This window comes from Pantoea sp. M_10 (assembly GCF_008631515.1).
GTDB lineage: Bacteria > Pseudomonadota > Gammaproteobacteria > Enterobacterales > Enterobacteriaceae > Pantoea > Pantoea anthophila.
Genome location: NZ_VWUL01000009.1, coordinates 98587 through 122715, shown reverse-complemented (window position 1 = coordinate 122715; position 24129 = coordinate 98587). Strand labels below are relative to the sequence as shown.

At 58.7% G+C, this 24129-nt stretch carries 25 protein-coding genes and 1 other RNA gene; 18 read left to right on the top strand and 8 right to left on the bottom strand.

The annotated features are described in order from the left end of the window. Positions 1 to 45 precede the first annotated feature (45 nt). Complete coding sequence (locus F3I47_RS19935) at positions 46 to 549, top strand: M48 family metallopeptidase (protein WP_009087337.1); 504 nt, start codon at positions 46 to 48, stop codon at positions 547 to 549. Here the strand turns inward: F3I47_RS19935 and F3I47_RS19930 are convergent. Beyond that, positions 546 to 2234 carry a chloride channel protein gene (locus F3I47_RS19930; RefSeq protein WP_111208139.1) on the bottom strand — a complete coding sequence of 563 codons (1689 nt, stop codon included), beginning with the start codon at positions 2232 to 2234 and terminating at the stop codon, positions 546 to 548. The two genes, F3I47_RS19935 and F3I47_RS19930, sit on opposite strands and share 4 nt — an antisense overlap. Positions 2235 to 2380: 146 nt before the next feature. Here F3I47_RS19930 and F3I47_RS19925 point away from each other — a divergent pair, with 146 nt between their 5' ends. From F3I47_RS19925 to sstT, 3 genes are all read left to right on the top strand, one after another. Beyond that, positions 2381 to 3367, top strand: coding sequence for a Gfo/Idh/MocA family protein (locus F3I47_RS19925; RefSeq protein ID WP_150030227.1), 987 nt, complete (start codon positions 2381 to 2383; stop codon positions 3365 to 3367). Between the two features lie 256 nt (positions 3368 to 3623). After that, positions 3624 to 4592 (top strand): TerC family protein, encoded by a 969-nt coding sequence (locus F3I47_RS19920; RefSeq protein WP_009087344.1) that lies wholly within the window; start codon positions 3624 to 3626, stop codon positions 4590 to 4592. Between the two features lie 235 nt (positions 4593 to 4827). Continuing rightward, a complete protein-coding gene (gene sstT, locus F3I47_RS19915) occupies positions 4828 to 6060 on the top strand; it encodes a serine/threonine transporter SstT (protein ID WP_111208118.1) in 1233 nt (410 codons plus the stop codon). A 194-nt stretch (positions 6061 to 6254) separates the two neighbouring features. On the opposite strand, the gene F3I47_RS19910 is transcribed toward sstT, so the two are convergent. Genes F3I47_RS19910 through uxaC form a run of 3 tightly spaced genes read right to left on the bottom strand, consistent with a single transcriptional unit; the run spans position 6255 to position 10616 of the window. Next, positions 6255 to 7745 (bottom strand): UxaA family hydrolase, encoded by a 1491-nt coding sequence (locus F3I47_RS19910; RefSeq protein ID WP_150030228.1) that lies wholly within the window; start codon positions 7743 to 7745, stop codon positions 6255 to 6257. Beyond that, on the bottom strand, positions 7729 to 9198 hold the full coding sequence (locus F3I47_RS19905; RefSeq protein WP_150030264.1) for a tagaturonate reductase: 1470 nt from the start codon (positions 9196 to 9198) through the stop codon (positions 7729 to 7731). The genes F3I47_RS19910 and F3I47_RS19905 overlap by 17 nt, the downstream gene beginning before the upstream one ends. 2 nt (positions 9199 to 9200) lie before the next feature. Continuing rightward, the gene (gene uxaC / locus F3I47_RS19900; protein WP_009087351.1) at positions 9201 to 10616 is read right to left on the bottom strand and encodes a glucuronate isomerase; all 1416 of its coding nucleotides are present in this window, start codon (positions 10614 to 10616) and stop codon (positions 9201 to 9203) included. 399 nt (positions 10617 to 11015) lie between these two features. Here uxaC and F3I47_RS19895 point away from each other — a divergent pair, with 399 nt between their 5' ends. The 10 genes from F3I47_RS19895 to F3I47_RS19850 all read left to right on the top strand — a co-directional run bounded on the left by F3I47_RS19895 (position 11016) and on the right by F3I47_RS19850 (position 17780). Beyond that, positions 11016 to 12320, top strand: a complete 1305-nt coding sequence (locus F3I47_RS19895; RefSeq protein ID WP_046102587.1) for an MFS transporter — start codon at positions 11016 to 11018, stop codon at positions 12318 to 12320. An 87-nt stretch (positions 12321 to 12407) separates the two neighbouring features. Then, a complete protein-coding gene (gene exuR / locus F3I47_RS19890) occupies positions 12408 to 13184 on the top strand; it encodes a transcriptional regulator ExuR (RefSeq protein ID WP_009087356.1) in 777 nt (258 codons plus the stop codon). A 321-nt stretch (positions 13185 to 13505) separates the two neighbouring features. Next, a complete protein-coding gene (locus F3I47_RS19885; RefSeq protein ID WP_009087358.1) occupies positions 13506 to 14180 on the top strand; it encodes a DedA family protein in 675 nt (224 codons plus the stop codon). Further along, a complete protein-coding gene (gene mzrA / locus F3I47_RS19880) occupies positions 14180 to 14527 on the top strand; it encodes an EnvZ/OmpR regulon moderator MzrA (protein WP_150030229.1) in 348 nt (115 codons plus the stop codon). Before F3I47_RS19885 ends, mzrA begins: the two co-directional genes overlap by 1 nt. A 191-nt stretch (positions 14528 to 14718) precedes the next feature. After that, positions 14719 to 15093 carry a DUF1090 domain-containing protein gene (locus tag F3I47_RS19875; protein WP_009087362.1) on the top strand — a complete coding sequence of 125 codons (375 nt, stop codon included), beginning with the start codon at positions 14719 to 14721 and terminating at the stop codon, positions 15091 to 15093. Between the two features lie 35 nt (positions 15094 to 15128). Beyond that, a complete protein-coding gene (locus F3I47_RS19870) occupies positions 15129 to 15434 on the top strand; it encodes a YqjD family protein (RefSeq protein WP_009087364.1) in 306 nt (101 codons plus the stop codon). 2 nt (positions 15435 to 15436) lie between these two features. After that, entirely contained in the window at positions 15437 to 15832 is a 396-nt protein-coding gene (locus F3I47_RS19865) for a phage holin family protein (protein ID WP_009087366.1), read from the top strand. Continuing rightward, on the top strand, positions 15832 to 16116 hold the full coding sequence (locus F3I47_RS19860) for a YqjK-like family protein (protein ID WP_009087368.1): 285 nt from the start codon (positions 15832 to 15834) through the stop codon (positions 16114 to 16116). The genes F3I47_RS19865 and F3I47_RS19860 overlap by 1 nt, the downstream gene beginning before the upstream one ends. A gap of 202 nt (positions 16117 to 16318) precedes the next feature. Next, entirely contained in the window at positions 16319 to 16729 is a 411-nt protein-coding gene (locus F3I47_RS19855; RefSeq protein ID WP_009087370.1) for a DoxX family protein, read from the top strand. A 76-nt stretch (positions 16730 to 16805) separates the two neighbouring features. Further along, the gene (locus F3I47_RS19850) at positions 16806 to 17780 is read left to right on the top strand and encodes a glutathione S-transferase family protein (protein ID WP_140029554.1); all 975 of its coding nucleotides are present in this window, start codon (positions 16806 to 16808) and stop codon (positions 17778 to 17780) included. 61 nt (positions 17781 to 17841) lie between these two features. On the opposite strand, the gene F3I47_RS19845 is transcribed toward F3I47_RS19850, so the two are convergent. The 3 genes from F3I47_RS19845 to rsmI all read right to left on the bottom strand — a co-directional run bounded on the left by F3I47_RS19845 (position 17842) and on the right by rsmI (position 19657). Further along, positions 17842 to 18072, bottom strand: coding sequence for a flagellar biosynthetic protein FliR (locus F3I47_RS19845; RefSeq protein ID WP_370462025.1), 231 nt, complete (start codon positions 18070 to 18072; stop codon positions 17842 to 17844). Positions 18073 to 18378: 306 nt separating this feature from the next. Beyond that, an RNA gene (gene rnpB / locus F3I47_RS19840) (RNase P RNA component class A) lies at positions 18379 to 18757 on the bottom strand. Positions 18758 to 18790: 33 nt separating this feature from the next. After that, complete coding sequence (gene rsmI / locus F3I47_RS19835; protein WP_150030230.1) at positions 18791 to 19657, bottom strand: 16S rRNA (cytidine(1402)-2'-O)-methyltransferase; 867 nt, start codon at positions 19655 to 19657, stop codon at positions 18791 to 18793. 62 nt (positions 19658 to 19719) lie between these two features. Between rsmI and F3I47_RS19830 the strand changes: the two genes are divergently transcribed. From F3I47_RS19830 to dolP, 4 genes are read left to right on the top strand one after another with little or no spacing between them, the layout of a single operon-like run. Next, positions 19720 to 21753 carry a penicillin-binding protein activator gene (locus tag F3I47_RS19830; RefSeq protein WP_150030231.1) on the top strand — a complete coding sequence of 678 codons (2034 nt, stop codon included), beginning with the start codon at positions 19720 to 19722 and terminating at the stop codon, positions 21751 to 21753. Beyond that, positions 21711 to 22106 (top strand): YraN family protein, encoded by a 396-nt coding sequence (locus tag F3I47_RS19825; RefSeq protein WP_150030232.1) that lies wholly within the window; start codon positions 21711 to 21713, stop codon positions 22104 to 22106. The genes F3I47_RS19830 and F3I47_RS19825 overlap by 43 nt, the downstream gene beginning before the upstream one ends. Positions 22107 to 22120: 14 nt before the next feature. Beyond that, positions 22121 to 22708, top strand: a complete 588-nt coding sequence (gene diaA, locus F3I47_RS19820; RefSeq protein WP_003855538.1) for a DnaA initiator-associating protein DiaA — start codon at positions 22121 to 22123, stop codon at positions 22706 to 22708. 14 nt (positions 22709 to 22722) lie between these two features. Then, complete coding sequence (gene dolP / locus F3I47_RS19815) at positions 22723 to 23295, top strand: division/outer membrane stress-associated lipid-binding lipoprotein (protein WP_009087383.1); 573 nt, start codon at positions 22723 to 22725, stop codon at positions 23293 to 23295. Between the two features lie 52 nt (positions 23296 to 23347). Here dolP and F3I47_RS19810 read toward each other — a convergent pair whose 3' ends face one another. Next, positions 23348 to 24052 (bottom strand): pirin family protein, encoded by a 705-nt coding sequence (locus F3I47_RS19810; protein ID WP_046102590.1) that lies wholly within the window; start codon positions 24050 to 24052, stop codon positions 23348 to 23350. Between the last annotated feature and the right edge of the window lie 77 nt (positions 24053 to 24129).

Here is a 24129-nt window from a genome sequence, read left to right as displayed (position 1 = left end):
GATAAAAAGGGCGCGCAGTATACTCTTTTTCGCCTGGAATCCCTAATGTCCTCACTCATCTACCTTCAGGGTTATCCTGCTCCCCTTCTTGAACAGGTGCAGACCCTGATTACCCATCAGCGCTTAGGCGCGTTTCTGCAGGAACGCTATCCCGATACCCACGATGTCGTGAGCGATAAGGCGCTGTATGACTACACCCAGGCGCTGAAAAACCGCTTTATGCGCAACGCGCCGCCGATCAGTAAGGTGGTGTGGGACAACAAAATTAAAGTGATGAAGCATGCGCTGGGGCTGCATACCGCTATCTCGCGCGTGCAGGGCGGCAAACTGCGGGCAAAAGCGGAAATCCGTATCTCCACCTTTTTCCGCCTCGCGCCGGAGCCTTTTCTGCGCATGATCGTGGTGCATGAGCTGGCTCACCTGAAAGAGAAAGATCACGATAAGGCGTTTTACCAGCTCTGCTGCCATATGGAGCCGGATTACCACCAGCTCGAATTTGATGCGCGGCTCTGGATGACCGACCAGGCGATGCGCGGCAACGCGGCTTAAAGAAACTCCTGCGCTTTCTGGATCAGACTGGTTTTGGTCAGCGCGCCCTCAAAATGGCGCTCAGCGGGGTTGTTCAGCACCGGCAACCGCTCCAGCGTGACGGCGGCAAAGGCTTCCCACCCTTCACGCATGCTCTGGTTCTGATAGATCACCGGGAAATCCTGATCCATCACGCACTGCACCGGCGAGTCGAGGGTGATCTCCTGTGCCAGCACCCGGCGTGAAATCTCATGAATCGAGACCACGCCGAGGAAAGCCCCCCCGGCGTTGATCACATAGACGTAGCGTTCGCGCTTCAGTGAACTGACCGCCAGCGCCTGCCCCACCGACGCTTCCGGCTGCAACGCCGCGCCGGGAATAATCAGCTCGGCAATGCGCATGTTATCGAAATCATATTTCGCTTCTGAACGGGTGAAGTGATGGCTTACTACCGGGTAGGTGCTGGCCGATTGCAGCCGATAGACCACCATGGAGGCCAGCACCGTGGCAATCATCAGCGGAAACAGCAGGCTGCTGTTGAGGGTCATCTCCAGCACCATCAGCATCGCCATCAGCGGGGCCTGGCTGACCGCCGCCAGCACCGCCGCCATGCCAATAGCGGCATAGAGCAGCACATTGCCGAGCGGCAGATGCAGCATCGCTCCCAGCGTCGCCAGGATCACGCCGAGCAGCGCGCCAATCAGCAGTGACGGCGTAAACAGCCCGCCGACCGCATTCGAGCCCACCGAGAGGCTGGTGGCAACGGTTTTCAGCAGCAGCAGAAGCAGCAGGCCCGGCAGCAGATAGTGGCCCGCCATTACTTTCACAATCACTTCGTAGCCGTTGCCGAGGATATCGGTTGAGAGCAGTGCCAGTAAGCCCACGGCCACTCCGCCTGCACCGAGGCGCAGCGGCAGGGAGGCGACCCGGCTGAACAGCGCTTTACTGCGGGCAATGCACTTAATCAGCAGCCAGCCCGCCAGACCGGCGCACAAACCAATCAGCACTGTCATCAGCAGGCTGCTGAGATCCATGGCAAAGTTTGCCTCCGCCAGCGGGTAGAGCGCGCTGCGAAAGCCCAGCGTCCACATGGTCATCACCGCCGTGGCGGAGGCGATAATCAGCGGGATCAGCCGCTGCAGGGCGGAGATGCCGAAGGCGATTTCGGCGACGAAGATAGCCGAAGCCAGCGGCGCATGGTAGACCGATGAGAGCCCCGCCGCCGCCGCCATCGCCACCACGTCACTGTTTTTCAGGTTAAGCGAGGCGGGCAGCAGGCGGCCAATCGCGCTGCCGCACAGCGCCGAAAGCTGCACCATCGGCCCCTCTTTCCCTATCGACGCGCCGCTGCCGATACTGGCGATGGAGGACAAGGCGCGGAACAGTGAGGTTCGGGTCGGCACCGCATCGAGCCGGGCGTTGATCACCTCAAGATAGTCGGTTTTCACCGTCTGCTGCTGCTCAATGGCGACCGCATAACGCAGAAAAAAGCCCGCCAGCACACCGCCAGCCCCCACCAGCAGCGGCCAGAAAATCCACGGCCAGAGCGGCAGTAACCCGCTAATCTCCCCGCTGCGGGCAAACAGCAGATGGTTGATCAGTTCAATCACGCCGCGAAAGGCTAGCGTCACCAGCGATGCGGCACACCCGACCGGAATGGCGATCAGCAGTGTGGTCCAGTTTAATGCGTGCTTACTTGCTTTCACCTGCGCTCCCTGGTTGGTGCCTGACATTCATCGCTCCCGCATAGTATTGGAATCGGGATCGCAGGATCAATCCCTGCCCGTCCCTCCCCATTGCACCGCGCCGGAGAGATGTTACTCTGCCGCTTTACCGCTGCCGGAGAGAAAACGTGATTCGTTTTGCCATTGTGGGAACAAACTGGATAACACGCCAGTTTATTGATGCCGCGCATGAAACCGGCGGGATGCAACTCTGTGCGGTCTATTCGCGCAGTCAGCAGCAGGCGGACGCCTTTATCGCCGACTATCCCTGCCAGGCAACCTTTACCTCGCTGGAGGCCCTGGCCGCCAGCCCGGCGATCGATGCGGTCTATCTTGCCAGCCCTAACGCTCTGCACTGCCAGCAGGCACTGCTGTTTATGTCGCACGGTAAGCATGTCATCTGTGAAAAGCCGCTGGCTTCCAATCTGGCCGAGGCGGAGCAGATGATCGCCTGCGCCCGGGAACATCAGGTGGTGCTGTTTGAGGCGTTCAAAACGGCCAGCCTGCCCAATTTCCTGCATTTAAAAGCGGCGCTGCCCGCCGTGGGGCGGATGCGGAAAGCCCTGCTGAGTTACTGTCAGTATTCATCGCGCTACCCGCGCTATCTCAACGGTGAAAATCCCAACACCTTTGATCCGCGCTGGTCGAACGGCTCGATCATGGATATCGGTTATTACTGCCTGGCCTCGGCGGTGGCACTGTGGGGTGCGCCGCAGCGGGTGCAGGCCAGCGCCACCCTGCTTGAGAGCGGCGTGGACGGACATGGGGTGGTGGTGCTCGACTACGGCGATTTCGACGTGACGATTCTGCACTCGAAAGTCAGTGACTCCAGCCTGCCCAGCGAGATTCAGGGAGAAGCCGGATCGCTGCTTATTGAGAAGTTATCGGAGTGTCAGCAGCTGACCTTTATTCCCCGCGGCGGAGAAAAGCAGGTGTTAAGTCAGCCGCAGCATAGCAACACGATGCGTTATGAGGCGGCCGAATTTGCCCGGCTGGTGGCGCAGCGTCAGGTGGCGCATCCCGGGCTTGCGATCTCACGCACCACGGCGGCACTGCTGACTGAAATCCGTCGTCAAACCGGTGTTATCTTCCCGGCCGACCGGACGGTTGTGTAAATATTTCTAAATATGTCTGCGAGCTGTTGCTTCCTGGGCGGTGAAACCGTAACGTAGCTTTCTGCAAAGGGGAGTAACTTGTAATCTGATTGATCGTCACTACGTTGCGCAAGCATCCGGTCGTCAGGCAACCCGGAATCGATTTCTGTGTTGTAAGTGAGACCTTGCCGGAAGGCGAGGTTTGCTTACACAAAAATAAGCGGCTGATGTCTTCTGACTTCAGCCGTTTTTTTTATTTTTCAGACAGGATACGAATATGCAAACTGTGGGGACACCTTTACTCTGGGGCAGCTTTGCGGTTGTGGTGCTTATCATGCTGGCTATCGACCTGCTGTTGCAGGGACGCCGCGGCGCGCAGACCATGTCTTTTAAACAGGCGGCGATCTGGTCGCTGATCTGGGTTTCCGTCTCACTGCTGTTCAGCGCCGCTTTCTGGTGGTATCTGGAAGGCAGCGCAGGACGCGAAGTGGCTAACACCCAGACACTCGCCTTTCTGACCGGTTACGTGCTGGAAAAAGCACTGGCGGTGGATAACGTCTTTGTCTGGCTGATGCTCTTCAGCTACTTCTCTATTCCGGCCAACCTGCAGCGTCGCGTGCTGATCTACGGGGTATTAGGCGCTATCGTGCTGCGTACCATCATGATTTTCGCCGGTAGCTGGCTGGTGACCCAGTTCAGCTGGATCCTCTATGTGTTCGGTGCCTTCCTGCTGTTTACCGGGGTAAAAATGGCGCTGGCGAAAGAGGATGATGGCGCAGTAGGCGACAAGCCGGTGGTGCGCTGGCTGCGTAAGCATCTGCGCATGACGGACGATCTCGACGGTGAGAAGTTCTTTACCCGCAAAAACGGCGTGCTGTTTGCGACACCGCTGCTGCTGGTGCTGATCATGGTGGAGCTGAGCGACGTGATCTTTGCGGTCGACAGTATTCCGGCGATCTTCGCCGTCACCACCGACCCGTTCATCGTCCTGACCTCCAACCTGTTTGCCATTCTGGGTCTGCGTGCCATGTACTTCCTGCTGGCGAACGTGGCAGAGCGCTTCTCGATGCTGAAGTATGGCCTGGCGATTGTGCTGGTGTTCATCGGCTTTAAGATGCTGATTGTCGACCTCTACCACATCCCGGTCGGCATCTCGCTGAGTGTGGTCGGTCTCATTCTGGCATCAACCCTGCTGATTAATGCCTGGGTTAACCGCAAAAGAGACCAGAAAAAGCTCGCACCATAATTACCTGCGGGGGCAGCGGATGCCCCTGTTTTATTTTGTGGCAGCCTGCCGCGCCATTTCATCCCTCTGTCACACTTCCACTATTCAGCATAATAAAAATCTGACGCGCTCCACAGCGGCAGAACTTTCTCTTTTCTCGTCCGATCTTTTCCTTATACTCCGCCGGGCAAACCGTTTTAGCCGATGCAAAACATCGCGCCTGAAACTACATTCGCGACAAAATATAGAAACTATTATGCAGAAAACTCTCTCCGCACGTCTGGGTACGCTGCTCGCCGGTAGCCTGGTGAAGCAAATCATGATTGGGCTGGTCGCCGGTGTCGCGCTCGCCTGGATCTCACACGATGCCGCGTTAGCGGTCGGTCTGCTGGGCGAACTGTTTGTCAGTGCGCTGAAAGCGGTGGCCCCCTTACTGGTTCTGGTGCTGGTCATCGCCTCGATTGCGAACCACCAGCAGGGCCAGAAAACCAACATCCGGCCGATTATCATGCTCTACCTGCTGAGCACCTTTTTCGCGGCAGTAGTCGCGGTGCTGTTCAGCCATCTGATCCCGCAGACGCTGACGCTGGCGGTCGGGAGTACCGAAATCGTTCCTCCTTCCGGCATCACGGAAGTCCTGCACGGGCTGCTGATGAGCATGGTGTCGAATCCGATCACCGCGCTGATGCAGGCGAACTATATCGGTATTCTGGTGTGGGCGATTGGTCTGGGTCTGGCGTTCCGGCACAGCAGTGACACCACCCGCGCCTTTCTTAATGACGCGTCCGAAGCCGTGACCTGGCTGGTGCGCTGCGTCATCCGCTGTGCGCCTGTCGGTATTTTCGGTCTGGTGGCGTCAATTCTGGCCTCCACCGGCTTTGGTGCGCTGTGGCAGTATGCGCATCTGCTGGCGCTGCTGCTGGGCTGTATGGTGCTGATGGCGCTGGTGGTTAACCCGCTGCTGGTGTTCTGGAAGATCCGCCGTAACCCTTATCCGCTGGTCTTCACCTGCCTGCGCGAAAGCGGCGTCACCGCCTTCTTTACCCGCAGTTCTGCCGCCAACATTCCGGTGAATATGGCGCTGGCGAAACGTCTGAAGCTGGATGAGGATACCTATTCGGTGTCGATTCCGCTGGGCGCGACCATCAGTATGGCGGGCGCGTCAATCACCATTACCGTGCTGACGCTGGCGGCGGTGCATACGCTGGGGATCAGCATTGATGTGCCGACTGCCATTCTGCTGAGTCTGGTGGCCTCCCTCTGTGCCTGTGGCGCATCGGGTGTGGCGGGCGGTTCGCTGCTGCTCATCCCGGTGGCCTGCAACATGTTTGGTATTCCGAATGACCTGGCGATGCAGGTGGTGGCTGTCGGCTTTATTATCGGCGTCCTGCAGGATTCGGCAGAAACCGCGCTGAACTCGTCGACGGATATTCTGTTTACCGCCGCTGTCTGCCAGGCAGAAGCGGAACGCGAAACCAGCCGGGCTTAATCTTTCAGATAGCTCAGCAGTTCAAAGAGTGGGTGGCTGAGTCCGAAGAGCAAAGCGTCCCGCGCCAGGGAAGGCGCGGGCCGAGCGAGCAGGGATGCTTTAAGCGACTTTGCGATCGGACTCTGCCACCCGCGAAGTGCACCGAATCAACAGACGGTAATGACGACTTCTGGATCGTCATTTTTGCCCGCAAATTATAACGTCACCCCGCTTTTGAAAATCGCCAGCTCGCGGAAGTCGTTCTTTTCGTTGTTGGTGGGCTGACCGCTGGCAATCGCCACGATGGTATCGACAAAATCTTCCAGCATCGCCTCCATGCTCATCCCCTCAATCAGCCGTCCGGCATTAAAGTCGATCCAGTGCGGTTTTTTCTCCGCCAGCGGCGTATTCGTCGCCAGCTTCACCGTAGGCACAAACCCCCCATAGGGCGTGCCGCGTCCGGTACTGAACAGCACCATGTGGCATCCGGCACCCGCCAGGGCGCTGGTGGCGACCGCATCGTTGCCCGGTGCACTCAGCAGATTCAGCCCCGGTGTGGTTAACCGCTCGCCATATTTCAGGACATCGACCACCTGGCTCTGCCCCGCTTTCTGGGTGCACCCCAGCGACTTCTCCTCCAGCGTAGTAATGCCACCCGCCTTGTTGCCCGGCGAGGGATTCTCATAGATCGGCTGCTGGTGATCGATAAAGTACTGCTTGAAGTCGTTGATCATCGCGACCGTTTTATGGAAGGTCTCCTCGTCGCGACAGCGGCTCATCAGGATCCGCTCCGCGCCAAACATCTCCGGCACCTCGGTCAGCACGGTGGTGCCGCCGTTGGCGATCATCTGGTCGGAGAAACGTCCCAGCAGCGGGTTGGCCGTGATGCCGGAGAAGCCGTCCGAGCCGCCACACTCCAGCCCGAACTTCAGCTCGCTGAGCCTGCCCGGTTCACGCCGATCGTGACGCATCTTCTGATAGAGCGCATGCAGACGTTCCAGTCCGGCTTCCACCTCATCGTCATGCTGCTGGCACACCATAAATTCCACCCGGTCACTTTCAAAAGCACCGAGGGTGTCACGGAAGACGTCGACCTGATTGTTCTCACACCCCAGACCAATCACCAGCACTGCGCCCGCGTTGGGATGCCGCACCATGTTTTGCAGCATGGTGCGGGTGTTGTCGTGATCCTGCCCCAGCTGCGAACAGCCAAAGGTGTGGCTGAACAGGAACGCGCCATCAATATCTTCCGCCTGCTGCGTCTCCTGCAGGAAACGCTGCAGGATCTGACGCGCAATGCCGTTGACGCAGCCGACGGTGGGCAGGATCCACAGCTCGTTGCGGATGCCGACCTCGCCACTGGCGCGCCGGTAGATCTGCACCTCCCGATCGCCACGCTGCGGCGGCAGCGACACGACGTCGGGCTGATATGCATAGTGGTCCAGATCGCTGAGATTGGTGCGGGCATTCTGCGAGTGGATCAGCTCTCCGGCCGCCACCGGCTGCGTGGCATGGCCAATCGGCAGGCCATATTTGATTACCAACTCATTCTGCCCGACAGGCTGCAGGGCAAATTTATGCCCACGCCCGACGGCCTGGTGCAGCACCACACGCTGTGGTGGCAGCTCAACCGTCGCGCCTGCGGCTAAGTCACGTAACGCCACGGCGACATTGTCGCGGGGATCGATTTTAATTGCGTCTTGCATCGCGTGACCTCAGTTGACTCAGCGCCTCACGAACGCCGTGGACGGTAATGTTTTGCAGGTGCCGGGTAACCGTCTCAGCCAGCCCGGGCTGACGGGTTAAATCTTCGCCCCAGTGCTGCGCATCACTGAGCACGTTCTCCACCAGCTGCTGCAGCGACATCGCCCCGCTCTCCTGCGCCTGCCAGGCATCGGCATAGCGCTGTAACCAGTGGGGATCATCCTGCAGCGGCCACGCTTTTCCGGCCAGCTCGCCGCGATAAAAGGCGATCAGCGCCGCCAGCGCAAAGGTAATGTGCACCGGCCACTGCCCGGTTTGCTGATGTGCGTTAAGCAGCGGCGTCAGCAGACGGGTGCGGAATTTGGTCATGCTGTTCAGGGCAATCGACAGCAGCGCATGGCGAATAAAGGGATTACGGAAACGGCGCAGAACCGCATCGGCAAAGGCATGAAGCTCCGCAGCAGGCAGATCCAGCGTTGGGATGACATCCTCGCGCAGTAACGACGCCACAAACCCGGCAATAGCCGGATCGGCCATCGCCTCGCCCACGCTCTCCAGACCGGCCAGAAACGCCACCGGCACCATCGCGGTATGGGCACCATTCAGGATCGCCACCTTCTGCGCTTTATAGGGCGCGATGTTGTCCACATGCCGCACCTGCGGCGACAGCGCCTCCAGCTTCAGTTCACTGAACAGCGCCGACGGCCCCTGAATCACAAACTGGTAGTAGACTTCGCCCGCCACCAGATAGCGATCTTCATAGCCCAGCTCGCTTTGCAGCTGCTCACTCTCCGCCGGGAACCCGGTGACGATGCGGTCGACGAGGGTGTTATAGAAAGCGCAGTGCTGATGCACCCAGCTTTTAAATTCGGTCGGCAGATGCCAGTGATCGGCGTAGCGCAGCACCTGCTCACGCAGCGTGTCGCCGTTGTGGTCAATCAGCTCGCACGGCACCACCAGCCAGCCACGGTCGCTGGCCCCATTAAAATGGGAGTAGCGCGCCCACAGCAGCTGCGTCAGTTTTCCCGGGAAGCTGCTGGCGGGCTGGTCGGTGAGCTGGTCCGCCTCCGCAAAGGCGATACCCGCCTCGGTGGTGTTCGAGAAAACCATGCGCAGGTCAGGATTTTGCGCCAGCGCCATAAAGTCGCCGAACTGCTGATAAGGGTGGATCTCACGGTTCAGACTGCGGATGAGGCGGGTTTCGCTGACCGGCTCACCCTGCGCGTTCAGCCCGCGAATCAGCGTGGTGTAGAGTCCCTCCTGCTGATTCAGCGTATCGCTGACGTCCCGGTTACGAGGCCGCACCACCACGATCCCGGCATCAGTGCCCTGATGCTCGTTCAGCCAGTCGATCTGCCAGTCGATAAAGGCGCGCAGGAAATTGCCTTCGCCAAACTGGATCACCCGGTCACGATAGCACGCGCCCGGAAAGTCGCGGCGGTTCAGCCTCTGCATCATCAGGCTCCCAGCTCAATGCCGAAGTAATCGCGGGCGTTGTTAAAGCAGATGTTCTGCACCATCTGCCCTAACAGGGCTTCATCGCCTGGCGCCTCACCCTGCTCTACCCAGCGACCGATCATCTGACACAGCAGGCGGCGGAAATATTCGTGGCGTGTGTAGGAGAGGAAGCTGCGGCTGTCGGTCAGCATCCCGACAAAGCGACTCAGCAGTCCGATCTGCGACAGCTGGGTCAGCTGGCGCTGCATGCCATCCAGCTGGTCGTTGAACCACCAGGCGGAGCCGAACTGCATTTTGCCCGCCTCTCCTTCGCCCTGGAAGTTGCCCGCCATCGTAGCCAGCACTTCGTTGTCGCGCGGGTTCAGGCAGTAAAGAATGGTTTTCGGCAGCGCGTTATTGAGGTTCTGTGCGCCCAGCAGGCGTGCCAGCGGTTCGGCCAGCGGCTGATCGTTGATCGAGTCAAAGCCGACGTCCGGCCCCAGCAGCTGATACTGACGCGGGTTCGTGTTGCGCAGCGCGCCAATGTGATACTGCTGCACCCAGCCGCGACGGGCATATTCGCTGCCCAGCCAGACCAGCACTGCGGTTTTGAACTGTGCCGTCTCGTGTGGCGTAGGCGTGGTGCCGCTACGGCGGCGCGCCAGAATGTTATCCAGCGTGACGTCATCGGCGTCGGCATAACAGACCACATCCAGTGCGTGATCGGACACCTTACAGCCGTGCGCCGCGAAGTGATCCAGCCGCTGATGCAGCGCCCGGCGCAGGTCATCAAAACGCTGCACGCTGATGTCGGTCAGCTGCTCCAGCGCTCCGATCCACGGCAGGAAGGTTTCGGCTTCAATGTTAAAGGCTTTATCCGGCCGCCAGCTCGGCAGCACCTTCACGCTGAAGCTGGCATCTTCTGCCAGGGCGCGATGATGGCGCAGGTCATCCAGCGGATCGTCCGTGGTGCCGACCATTTTTACCTTCATCTGCTGCATGATGCCACGCGCGGTAAAGGCGTCCTGCGCCAGCAGCTCGTTGCAGCGATGCCAGATGCTGTCGGCGGTTTTTTCAGACAGCAGGGTATCGGTGATGCCGAAAGGACGACGTAGCTCCAGGTGCGTCCAGTGATAGAGCGGATTACCGATGGTGTGCGGTACGGTCCGCGCCCACGCATCAAACTTCTCGCGATCGCTGGCGTTCCCGGTACAGAACGCTTCAGCCACACCGTTGGCGCGCATCGCCCGCCACTTATAGTGATCGCCCTTCAGCCATATGTCATAAAGGTTGGCAAAGCGATAATTTTCGGCAATCTGCTGCGGCGGTAAGTGGCAGTGATAGTCGAAAATCGGCTGATCCTTCGCATAGTCGTGGTAGAGACGACGGGCGAATTCACTATCCAGTAAAAAATCCTCGGTCATAAAACGCGACATAGAGACATCCTCATCAGCTGAACCACGTATGGCTCAAAGTTATCATACCAATTATGGTCCGTGACGGAATTATTTGCGATCCTGCTCACATAAACCGCGGCCACTCACCGCCTTCATGGACTTTTCTGTCGCCCACAGCGCGCTAAATGGCTGTCATCTGTCAGGTTTCCAGTATCCCACAGCGCAGAAAGGGTTTTTGTGATGGCTCTCAACTTTTAAAGTTGTATAACAAGTTAGGCTCTGGCCCCATCGTGAGGTCGCAGATGACCCACACATGGCAGGGTAAAAACGGGGTTGCTGACACAGAACCTGCGGGCGTGAGCCGAGCAGTATCACGTGCTGTCCCGCTCCAGATAACAACAGCGGCATGACCGCATACAGAACTGGAAGAGGTAGATGATGCGTAAGATCAAAGGGTTACGCTGGTACATGATTGGGCTGGTGACGCTCGGCACGGTACTGGGCTATCTGACCCGCAACACGATTGCGGTGGCGGCACCGACACTACAGACCGAGCTGCATATCACCACGCAACAGTACTCCTATATCGTGGCGGCCTATTCGGCCTGCTACACACTGATGCAGCCGGTGGCAGGCTATGTGCTCGATCTGCTCGGCACCAAAATTGGCTATGCGGTGTTTGCCGTGCTGTGGGCGATCTTCTGCGCGGCCACGGCGATGGCGGGCAGCTGGGGCGGCTTTGCTCTGGCGCGCGGCGCCGTCGGGGCGGCTGAGGCCGCGATGATCCCGGCGGGCCTGAAGGCGAGCAGCGAATGGTTTCCGGCCAAAGAGCGTTCGGTGGCGGTCGGCTACTTCAACGTCGGCTCCTCCATCGGCGCGATGCTGGCTCCGCCGCTGGTGGTCTGGGCTATTATGGCGCACAGCTGGCAGATGGCCTTTATCATCACCGGCGTGCTGAGCATGGTCTGGGCGCTGTGCTGGCTGCTGTTTTATAAACACCCGAAACAGCAGAAGAAACTGAGTGAGGAGGAGCGCCATTACATTATCTCCGGTCAGGAGGCGCAGCATCAGACCGGTAACACCCGCAAAATGTCGGCGCTGGAGATTATCCGCAACCGCCAGTTCTGGGGGATTGCCCTGCCACGTTTTCTGGCCGAACCGGCGTGGGGCACCTTTAACGCCTGGATCCCGCTGTTTATGTTCAAGGTTTACGGTTTTAACCTCAAAGAGATTGCGATGTTCGCCTGGATGCCGATGCTGTTTGCGGACTTCGGCTGCATTCTGGGTGGCTACCTGCCGCCGCTGTTCCAGCGCTGGTTTGGCGTCAACCTGATCGTCTCCCGCAAGCTGGTGGTGACGATGGGCGCGGTCCTGATGATTGCGCCTGGCACCATCGGCCTGTTCACCAGCCCCTATGTCGCCATCGCGCTGCTCTGTGTGGGCGGGTTTGCTCATCAGGCGCTTTCCGGTGCGCTGATTACCCTCTCCTCTGACGTTTTTGGCCGCAATGAGGTTGCCACGGCCAATGGCCTGACCGGCATGGCAGCCTGGACCGCCAGTACGATGTTTGCGCTGGTGGTCGGCGCACTGGCTGATACGCTGGGCTTCAGCCCGCTGTTTGCCGCGCTGGCGGTGTTCGACCTGCTGGGTGCGGTGGTGATCTGGACCGTCCTGAAAAACAAACCGGTTGCCGAACTGACCGCTGAGGCCGCCCTGCCGCCTGCGAATGCCGTTCGCAGCTAACCCACCGGGCTGGCATACGCCAGCCCATTTCCTCCCGCCGCCTGAAGTGGTATAACAACTTATCTGTTTTGCTATCAGGACTGTGCCATGGACCTCACCGAATCCCGTCGACTCTACCAGAAGCTGGCCAGCGAGCTGAAAAGCCGTATTGAAACCGGGATCTACCCGGTCGGTGACAAGCTGCCCGCTGAACGTCTGATTGCCGAAGAGATGGAAGTGAGCCGCACCGTGGTGCGCGAAGCGATCATCATGCTGGAAGTGGAAGGCTATGTGGAGGTCCGTAAAGGGTCGGGCATCCACGTCATTGCCAGCCAGCAGCAGAATCGCATCGCGCCGACCAGCAGCCAGCTGGAGTTCGCGACGTTCGGTCCGTTTGAACTGCTGCAGGCACGTCAGCTGATTGAGAGTAACGTGGCGGAGTTTGCCGCCACGCAGGTGACGCGACAGGACATCATCGACCTGATGGCGATTCAGGAGAACGCCCGTAAGGAAGATCACTTCCGCGATTCAGAGTGGGATATGCAGTTCCATGTCCGCATCGCCCAGTCCACGCAGAACAGCGCGTTAGCCGCCATCGTTGAAAAAATGTGGCTGCATCGTCAGCACAATCCCTACTGGCTGAAACTTCACGAACACATCGACCAGCGCAGCATTCTCAGCTGGTGCGACGACCACGATCAGATCCTCAAAGCCCTGATGCGTAAAGATCCCGCCGCCAGCAAACTGGCGATGTGGCAACATCTGGAAAATACTAAACAGATGCTGTTTAACGCGACGGCGGATGATTTTGAATTTAATGTCGACCGATACATGTTCGGTGAGAATCCGGTCATCCTCCCTGACGGCTCCAGCCACGCCCGCTAAACAGCCTGAACGCGCCGGTGAGGGTCAGTTAATCTGCAATAGTGTCAGGTCATGTAAAGCTCCTTTTTACACGCCGTTTCACAAGGTAAAACTCCTGTTCGTCAGCGAGTTTTCCTGTCTCAGACAGGGGATTTTTGTTACAGTTATCGCCCTTTTATTACCCTTTGAGACAGGGGGTTATAAAATCGCTGATTTAACAATCAATTCTGGAAGGATCCGGAAAATCCCGCCCAGGCTGCGCTCCTAAAATTTATAACGACATGCCGGTCTGCGTTTAAGTCCCTGTGGGACATGTTTAACAATGATGTTCAGGAATGATTGATGGATATTCTGCAAGCGTTGCTGCATGCCCTGTGGCAACAGGATTACGAGACCCTTTCCGACCCCACGCTGGTATGGGCCATTTACGGCGTGCTGTTCATGATTCTGTTTCTGGAAAATGGCCTGCTTCCTGCCGCGTTTCTGCCGGGTGACAGTCTGCTGATTCTGGTCGGCGTGCTGATTGCCAAAGGCACCATGAGTTTCCCCTTAACGATTCTGGTTTTAACCACCGGGGCCAGTCTGGGCTGCTGGGTGAGCTATATCCAGGGTCGCTGGCTCGGCAATACCCCCACGGTACAGAAATGGCTCTCCCATCTGCCCGCCCAGTATCACCTGCGCGCGCACAGCCTGTTTCACCGCCACGGCCTCTCTGCCCTGCTGATTGGCCGCTTTATCGCCTTTGTGCGCACCCTGCTGCCTACCATCGCCGGCCTGTCCGGTCTGAGCAACGCCCGCTTTCAGTTTTTCAACTGGGTCAGCGCGCTGCTCTGGGTGGTGATTCTGACCGTTATCGGCTTTGCACTGGGTAAAACACCGATTTTCCGGCGCTATGAAGATGAGATGATGTTCTTCCTGATGATGCTGCCGCTGGCGCTGCTGGTCTTCGGGCTGGTGGGCTCGCTGGTGGTGTTGTGGCGTAAACGCCAGGCGAATCAGAACGGGAAAGCCGAGTAATGAAAGCGTTGCAGGCGATTCCAAAACGGTGGATGCCGTGGTTGATGGCGGGCGCGCTGGCGCTGATCGCGCTTTGCGTGGTTCCCGCCCTGATGCAGCACGAGACGGTGGTGCAGATCCGGGTTTCCCATGCGGGTGCGACTCTGCCCGATGGCTTTTATCTCTATCAGCAGCTCAGCGCGCAGGGTATCCGTATTAAAAGCATTACCCCGGCGGGCGATGCACTGATTATTCACTTTGACAGCGAAGAACAGAGTCTGGCGGCACAAAAGGTGTTACGCCGCCTGCTGCCACAGGGCTTTATCGTGGCGCAGCACGATCACGGTCAGCACCTTTCCCTGGCCTGATACGCCCCGTCCCTGCTTTTGAGGCCGTCGCGGCATCGCGTGGCGGCCTGACAGACTCTCTATCTCCCGGTCTTCTTTGAACTTTTTACGTTGCGTGTCTATGCTTAACGGAGAGTCGATTCTCAGCATCCGCGATTTGCCTATGATCCCGCTGCTGAACAATCAGGTCGCAAAGGAAGGTACCCAAACGGATGAAATATCACCTATTACTGGGCGTCGCCCTCTTTTCGCTGTCTGGCTCACTGCTGGCCGCCGAATCGCTGTGCGAGCAGAAAGAGCAGGACATTAAGCACGAAATTGAGATGGCGCAGAAGCATAACAATCTGCGCCGGGTCAATGGCCTTGAGCGGGCGCTGACCGAAGTCCAGGCGGACTGTAGCGACAAAAAGCTGGAAGCCGCCCATCTGGAAAGAATTAACGCGCAGAAGCAGAAAGTGGCTGAGCGCGAGCACGAACTCAGGGAAGAGCGTGATGAGGGCCACGACAGGGAGAAGATTGCGAAGCGACAACAAAAACTGGATGAAGCGCGCCGGGAGCTGAAAAAGTTACAGGCGGAGCCCTATTAATCGGAATTAATCTACTGATGTTAAAGGAGTATTTTATGTCTAAAGACACATCATCGGAACATCTGCGTGCTGAACTGAAAAATCTGGCTGATACCCTGGAAGAGGTGCTGAGCAGCAGCACTGAAAAATCGAAAGGGGAGCTGGATAAGCTTCGTAATAAAGCGCGTGTGGCGCTGGACAGCTCACGTGAGCGCCTGGGTGAATCAGGCGAGCGCCTCGCGGCGACAACCCGTGAAGCGGCGCAGAAGGCGGAAGGCTACGTGCGTGAAAATCCCTGGCATGGTGTGGGTATCGGTGCAGCGATTGGCGTCGCACTGGGCATGCTCATTTCGCGTCGCTGATTATGGCTGATTCACAGCAGAACCACGGCCCGGCTAAAGGGGTCATTAACATCGGCCAGCGTATTGTCACCACGCTGGTTGGCATGGTCGAGACGCGCGTTCGTCTGGCAGTGGTGGAACTGGAGCATGAGAAAGCCAACCTGATACAGCTGCTGTTGATGGTGGGTCTGACCATGCTGTTCACGGCGTTTGGTCTGATGAGCCTGATGGTGCTGATTATCTGGGCAGTGGATGCACAGTATCGCCTGATGGCCATCGGGATCACCACCGGGACCCTGTTCCTGCTGGCGGTTATCTTCGGACTCTGGACCCTTCACAAATCCCGTCAGTCCACGCTGTTACGCCACACGCGTAAAGAGCTGGAGACTGACCGTAATTTGCTTGAGGAGCAGCGCTGATGAGCCGCCGCGAGCGTGAAGAACGCATCCATGAACTGCTTAAGCATGTGCAGCAGCAGCGGCTGGATTTAAGCGCGGCGCGGCGCGACTGGCTGGAAAGTACCGCCCAGTACGATCGGGGCTGGTTCACGTTCCTGAGCTTACGTCGCTATCTGGCGATTGGCAGCAGCGCGCTGGCCGTCTACTCAATACGCAGTCCCAACCGGCTGCTGCGCTGGGCCAAGCGAGGATTTGGCGCCTGGAGCACCTGGCGCATGATTAAGTCCGCCCTGCCTCCGCGTTAACTCTCTGAAAAGCCGGTCCTGAAAAGACCGGCCTTCTTCATCAGATTTTCTGAAAAACATTGACAGTTTTTCCTGCTTACAACCTTTTCACGCCGCGATTATCATCTCCAGCTATCAACCCAATGAAAGGTATCACTGCTTTCAGCGGGCACAAACCCTGCGGGCAGCCTGCCCTGCACTACTGATAACGCTGGAGTAAATGATGAAAAAATTCGAAGATACTGGTCTGTTACTGGCTCGCATCCTGATGCCAATCCTGTTCATTACCGCGGGCTGGGGCAAAATCACCGGTTATGCAGGCACCCAGCAATATATGGAAGCGATGGGCGTGCCCGGCTTTATGCTGCCGCTGGTTATCCTGCTGGAGTTTGGCGGCGGTCTGGCTATCCTGTTTGGTTTCCTGACCCGTTTTACCGCGCTGTTCACTGCCGGCTTCACCATCCTGACCGCGTTCCTGTTTCACAGTAACTTTGCCGAAGGCGTGAACCAGCTGATGTTCATGAAGAACCTCTCTATCGCCGGGGGTTTCCTGGTGCTGGGTCTGGTGGGTCCGGGCGCATACAGCATTGATCGCCTGATCAGCAAAAGAAAACCGCAGGCGATTGCGCACTAATCTCACATAACGTGTAATGCCACATATACTTAGCAGGGCGGGGACATTTCCCCGCCCTGTTTGCTTTGGAGCCATTATGGGACAGCTAATTGATGGTGTCTGGCATGACACCTGGTACGACACCAAATCGACCGGCGGACGCTTTAAGCGCTCAGAGTCCGCCTTCCGCAACTGGGTGACCGCCGATGGCAGCGCAGGCCCGACAGGCAAAGCGGGGTTTACCGCCGAACGCGACCGCTATCATCTCTATGTCTCGCTGGCCTGCCCCTGGGCGCACCGCACGCTGCTGATGCGTCAGCTGAAGGGGCTGGATAACCTGATCGACGTCTCGGTGGTGCATCCACTGATGCTGGAGAATGGCTGGACGTTTGACGATACGTTTCCGGAGGCAACCGGCGACAAACTCTATCAGAATGACTTCCTCTATCAGCTCTATCTGCACGCCGATCCGCACTACAGCGGTCGCGTCACGGTGCCGGTGCTGTGGGACAAGCAGCAGAACACCATCGTCAGCAACGAGTCTGCCGATATCATTCGCATGTTCAACAGTGCGTTTGATGCGGTGGGTGCGCGCGCCGGGGATTACTACCCGGTTGCCCTGCGTGAGAAGATTGATGAGCTGAACGGCTGGATCTACGACACGGTGAACAACGGCGTCTACAAAGCGGGGTTTGCGACCTCACAGAGCGCCTATGACGAGGCCGTCACCGCCCTGTTCCATTCGCTGTCGCGCCTGGAGCAGATTCTGGGCCAGCACCGCTATCTGACCGGCGATCAGCTGACCGAAGCGGATCTGCGGTTGTGGACCACGCTGGTGCGTTTTGATCCGGTTTACGTCACGCATTTCAAATGCGATCGTCACCGGATTGGTGACTTCCGGAATCTCAGCGGTTTCCTGCGCGACATCTATCAGATGCCGGGCATCGCGGAGACGGTCAGCCTGCCGCATATTCGTCATCACTACTACTGCAGCCATAAAACCATCAACCCGCACGGCGTTATCTCTCTCGGCCCGGCGTTTGACTGGGATGAGCCGCACGGTCGCGATTAAGCGGCATCAGCCCCACGCCGTGGCGCGGGGCTGAGTCTCACCCCGGCGACGTCCCGCGCCCTCAGCGAAACCCCACCAGAATGTTGTTCACCGCGCTGAAGATCTCATTCATCTGCTCCTGAAACAGGGTCGGCAGGTTATACATCATCAGCAGCAGCGCCCCCAATCCCAGGGTGATGGAGATGGGGAAGCCAATAACAAAGATAGAGAGTTGCGGTGTCAGGCGGTTAAGTAAGCCCAGCGTCAGGTTCAGCGCCAGCAGCAACGTCACCACCGGCATCCCAATCTGCAATCCACTGCTGAAGATCAGGCCCGCAGCCTCGGGTAACCGATAAATCGCGCTGGTCTATCGCCCGCTGACTGAACAGGCCCCGCTCAGTCAGTCCGGTGAAGCGGGTATGGAGGGCGAGCGCTAGCCGGGGCTGACCGACAGCGCCAGAAAGCAAAAACCCCGCCGGAGCGGGGTTTTGTAGTAAGACGTCGAAGCTGACCGTTAAGCCGCGCTCCTTTCATGAAAAGCGTCGTGGACAGTCATTCATCACCGAATGCACGTCGCCTGAAAGCAAAAACCCCGCCGGAGCGGGGTTTTTTAGTAAGAAGTCGAAGCTGACCGTTAAGCCGGGTTCTGTCGTGGACAGTCATTCATCTAGGCCAGCAATCGCTCACTGGCTCAAGCAGCCTACCCGGGTTCAGTACGGGCCGTACCTTGTGAACCCCTATTTGGCCTTGCTCCGGGTGGAGTTTACCGTGCCACGAACTGTTGCCAGTCGCGCGGTGCGCTCTTACCGCACCCTTTCACCCTTACCTGATCCCATTTCTGGGCCATCGGCGGTTTGCTCTCTGTTGCACTGGTCGTAGGCTTGCGCCTCCCAGGCGTTACCTGGCACCCTGCCCTATGGAGCCCGGACTTTCCTCCCCTCTGCCCGTCTCCCCACAAGTGAGGACGACGACAAAGCGGCGACTGTCTGGTCAGCTTCGGCGCGGGATAATAGGGCATTCGCCCGCGTTTGTCACGCCTCTTGCTGCTCCAGCGCATACTTATAAAGCGCATTTTTCTTTACGCCGTGGATCTCAGCCGCCAGCGCAGCCGCCCGCTTTAACGGCAGCTCTTTCTGCAGCAGCGCCAGCGTTCGCAGCGCATCCGCCGGAAGCGCGTCTTCGTCATCGGCCTTATGGCCTTCAACGATCAGCACCATCTCGCCTTTGCGGCGATTCTCATCTTCTTTTACCCACGCCAGCAGGTCGGCCACCGGCGCGCCGTGGATCGACTCCCAGGTTTTGGTCAGCTCACGCGCCAGCACCACATAGCGATCCCCGCCCAGCTCACTCACCATATCCTGCAGGCTGTCGATCAGGCGGTGGGTGGACTCATAGAAAATCAGCGTGCGCGGCTCCTGCACCAGCGCGCGCAGAGCGTCACAACGCCCTTTGGTTTTGGCCGGCAGAAACCCTTCGTAACAGAAACGATCGGACGGCAGCCCGGCGGCACTCAACGCCGCAATGGCGGCACAGGCGCCTGGCAGCGGCACCACCCGGATGCCCGCTTCGCGGCAGCGGCGCACCAGATGGTAGCCCGGATCGTTGATCAGCGGCGTGCCAGCATCCGAAACTAAGGCTATGCTTTGACCCTCCTCCAGCTTCGCAATCAGCAGTTCAGCCTTGTGCTGTTCGTTGTGATCGTGAAGTGCGAAGAGTCGCGCATTGATGGCGAAATGTTGTAGCAACAGCCCGGTATGACGTGTATCTTCCGCAGCGACCAGATCGACGCACGAAAGCACCGTCAGCGCCCGCTGGGTGATATCACCCAAATTACCAATCGGGGTTGGAACGATGTAGAGCGTGCTGGCAGAAATCTCTGCCCGATCGAGTTGTTTCATTGTTTCATCCGAATTGCCGATTTAATATTGAGCATCTTGAAAAAAACATCACTGGATACAGTATGCTTCCTTCAAAAGTCGTTCGTCATAAAGCAGGACGCTTTCTGCCTGTCATTCTTGCTGGGCTGATTTTAGCCGCGTGTAGCGGTCAGGGGCCGCAAACCTCAACCGTCAATATTCAGGGGCCTGCCACAGCCAGCTCCGCTTACTATCTGCAGCAGGCGCAGCAAAGCAGCGATGATAGCAAGACCGACTGGCAATTACTCGCAATCCGCGCCCTGTTGAAGGAAGGAAAGTATCCTGAAGCGACCCAGCAACTGAGTCAGCTGCCGCAGCAGCTCTCTGAGACGCAGCAGCAGGAATCGCTGCTGCTGAAAGCGCAGCTGCTGATTGCCCAGCAGAAGATCAAAGAGGCTGAGCCCCTGCTGGCTGACGTGAAAACCGGTGCATTATCGAAGGATCAGCTGGCGCGTTTTTACAGCCTGCAGATCGCCAGTGCACAGGGGCGCCCTTCTCTCTCCCTGTTGCGCACCTACATTGCGCAGGAGCCGCTGCTGACCGGCAGCGACCATCAGGCCAACATCGATGCTACCTGGCAGGCGCTGACGCAGATGTCGCCGCAGGAGGCCAGCAACCTGGTCATTAACGCCGATGAAAACGTGCTGCAGGGCTGGCTCGACCTGCTTGCCGTCTGGCGGGCTAACACCCAGGATGCCGGGATGCTCAAGTCGGGCATCAAAGACTGGCAGACCCGCTATCCGCAGAATCCGGCGGCCAAAACGCTGCCGACGCAGCTGAGCCAGATGCAGAACTACACCAAAGCCTCAACCAGCATTATCGCGCTGCTGCTGCCCATGAATGGTCAGGCGCAGGTCTTCGCGAATGCGATTCAGAAAGGCTTTACTGACGCGAAGAATGGCGTCGCCGCCCCTGCCGCCCAACCGGCGGCCGCACAGCCCGCCGCGACGGATGGCACGGCCAGCACGCAACCGGCAGCTGTCGCCGGCTCGGCTTCCGACCCGATCAGCGCGCCGCAACAGCAGGCGGCAGAGGCTACCCCGCAGGCGCAGCCTCAGTCTCAGCCTGCCGCCACCGCCGAACCGGCCAGCAACGCTCAGATTAAGGTCTATGACACCAGCAGCCAGCCGATTGAGCAGGTGATGCAGCAGGCCCAGCAGGATGGCGCCACCCTCGTGGTGGGGCCACTGCTGAAGAGCAACGTGGAGAAAGTGGCTAACAGTCAGACGCCACTCAATGTTCTGGCGCTTAACGAGCCGGAAACGATCCAGAACCATCCGAATATTTGCTACTTTGCGCTTTCTCCTGAAGACGAAGCGCGCGATGCCGCGCACCATATCTGGGATCAGGGCAAACGCGAGCCGCTGTTGCTGGTTCCGCGCAGCGGTCTGGGCGATCGCGTCACCAATGCTTTCGCGCAGGAGTGGCAGACGCTGGGTGGCGGTACCGTGATGCAGCAGCGCTTTGGCTCGACCGCTGAGCTGAAGCAGGGCATCAACAGTGGCGCGGGCATCAGCCTGTCAGGCACGCCGGTGAATGCGGCCCCTGCCCAGCAGCAGCAGGGTGTGTCCATTGCCGGTCTGACCATTCCGGCGCCGCAGCAGAGCACGCCAGAGGCCGTCAGCACCAGCAGCGGCGGAGGCGTCGATGCGGTCTATATCGTTTCCACCCAGGATGAGCTGCAGCTGATTAAGCCGATGATCGCCATGCGCACCGGCAGCCGCAGCAACATTTCGCTTTATGCCAGCTCGCGCAGCGCGCAGGCGGGTGCCGGTCCCGATTTCCGTCTGGAGATGGATGGCCTGCAGTTCAGCGATATTCCTCTGCTCTCCGGCAGCAATCCGGGCCTGATGCAGCAGACCTCGAAGTCATTCAACAATGACTACTCGCTGGTGCGCCTCTATGCCATGGGGATGGATGCCTGGACGCTGGCCAATCACTTTAACCAGATGCGTCAGTCACCGGGTTATACGCTGGATGGCAACACCGGTAAGCTCAGCGCCAACACGGATTGTGTGATCAACAGGAAGTTGACATGGAACCAGTATCGTCGGGGCGAAATCGCACCGGCCAACTGACCCGCCGTCAGACTGGCGCCCGGTATGAAGAAGATGCCCGGCGCTATCTGGAGCAGGCGGGCCTGAAATGGGTCGCCAGCAATGTTCACTTTCGCGGGGGTGAACTTGACCTGATAATGCGTGACGGGCACTGTTGGGTGTTTGTCGAAGTTCGCTACCGCCGCGATGCGCGCTACGGTGGCGCACTCGCCAGCATCACCCGCCGCAAACAGCAGAAGCTGCTGCGCGCTGCCGCTCTCTGGCTGGCGCAACGCGGCGGCAGTTTTGCAACGGTGAATTGCCGTTTCGACATCATCGCCATTACCGGCACGGCGCTCGAGTGGCTGCCGGATGCCTTTAATGCAGACGTTTAGAACCAGGTGGTTGTGTGCAGGAAAGAATTAAAGCGTGTTTTACTGAAAGTATTCAGACCCAGATTGCTGCCGCTGAGGCGCTGCCCGATGCCATCTCCCGTGCGGCCATGACGCTGGTACAATCTCTGCTGAATGGCAATAAGATCCTGAGCTGCGGCAACGGCGCCTCATCCGCCAATGCCCAGCACTTCGCCGCCAGCATGATCAACCGTTTCGAAACCGAGCGCCCCAGCCTGCCGGCGCTGGCGTTAAGTGCAGACAACGTGATGCTGACCGCGATTGGTAACGATCGCCTGCACGATGAAATTTATGCCAAGCAGGTGCGCGCGCTGGGCCACGCAGGCGATGTGCTGCTGGCCATCTCAACCCGTGGCAACACCCGCGACATTGTGAAGGCCGTTGAAGCCGCGGTAACACGCGATATGACGATCGTTGCGCTTACCGGGTATGATGGCGGTGAGCTTGCCGGACTGCTGGGCCCGCAGGATGTGGAAATCCGCATTCCCTCACACCGCAGTGCCCGGATTCAGGAGATGCATATGCTCACCGTTAACTGCTTATGCGATCTGATCGATAACACCCTCTTTCCCCATCAGGAATGACCGAAGGAGCACGAATGAAAGCATTGAACGCTATCGCTATTCTGTTAACCGCCATGCTGCTGCAGGGCTGTGTCGCCGTGGTTGCCGGTGGCGCAGCGGTTGCCACCAAAACCGCCACCGACCCGCGTACGGTCGGCACGCAGGTGGATGACGGCACGCTGGAGCTGCGCGTCACCAATGCGCTGGCGAAAGATCAGCAGATCAAAACCGATGCCCGCGTCATCGCCACCGCCTATCAGGGCAAAGTCCTGCTGACCGGTCAGGCGCCGTCGCAGGAGATCGCCAATCGTGCCAAACAGATCACCATGGGCGTGGATGGCGCCACCGAAGTCTATAACGAGATCCGCATTGGTCAGAAAGTGACGCTCGGCACCACCTCGTCAGACACCTGGATCACCACCAAGATCCGCTCGCAGCTGCTGGGCAGCGATCAGGTGAAATCCTCCAACGTGAAGGTGACCACCGAGAATGGCGAAGTGTTCCTGCTGGGTCTGGTGACGCAACAGGAAGGGCAGGCGGCGGCCGATATCGCCAGCCGCGTCAGTGGCGTGAAGCACGTCACCACCGCCTTTACCCTGCTGAAGTAACGCGTAAGAGGCAAAAAAGGCGGCCATGGCCGCCTTTTTTATTGCCTGAGGATCAGACCGGGATGTCGATGACCAGTGCCCGGGTCGCCGTTTTCGCCGTCAGCGTCAGCAGCGACTCTTCCTGCAGAAAGGCACCGTCGCCGCACCCGAGCGCTTCCCGATGCGCCGCACCCGATCGGGCTTCCAGCGAACCGTGAATCGACTGCAGATAGGCGCGCGGCCCCTGCAGATGCAGCGCGTGCTGCTCGCCCGGCGCCAGTTCGACCTGATGGATCCACACCTGCTGACGCAGTTGCAGGCTCTCATCCACGCCATCCGGCGAGGCGATCAGCTGAGAGGTACGGCCCGCCATCAGGGCCAGTTTCTGCATCCGCGGATTCTCACGCTCCGGGCAGGCGGCCAGCCACAGCTGCATACGGGTCAGCGGGCGCTCTTTGCTCAGGTTGATTTCGGTGTAACTGACCCCCGGCTGGGCTGAGAGCAGCAGCGCCTCCCCTTCCTGCACGCTGATCGTGTTGCCTTCGCTGTCGCGATACTCCGCTTCGCCCTGCAGCACGATGTTAAGCACATCGACCTGCGGATAGGTGCGCGGCTGAAAGGCGGCCCCTGGTGCCAGCACTTCCTGATTCAGTACGCGCAGTGACGCGTAGCCCATCAGTTTTGGATCAAAATAGTGGCCAAAAGAGAAACTGTAGCGGGCCTGCAACCAGCCAAAGTCGGCCTGGCCACATGCGGACGCACTGCGTGTCGTTATCATTATTTACCTCCGGCATCCGGTGACGAGGATCGGTCACGGACTCTATGCACACATGGTAAAAGTCTGGACGCCGGATT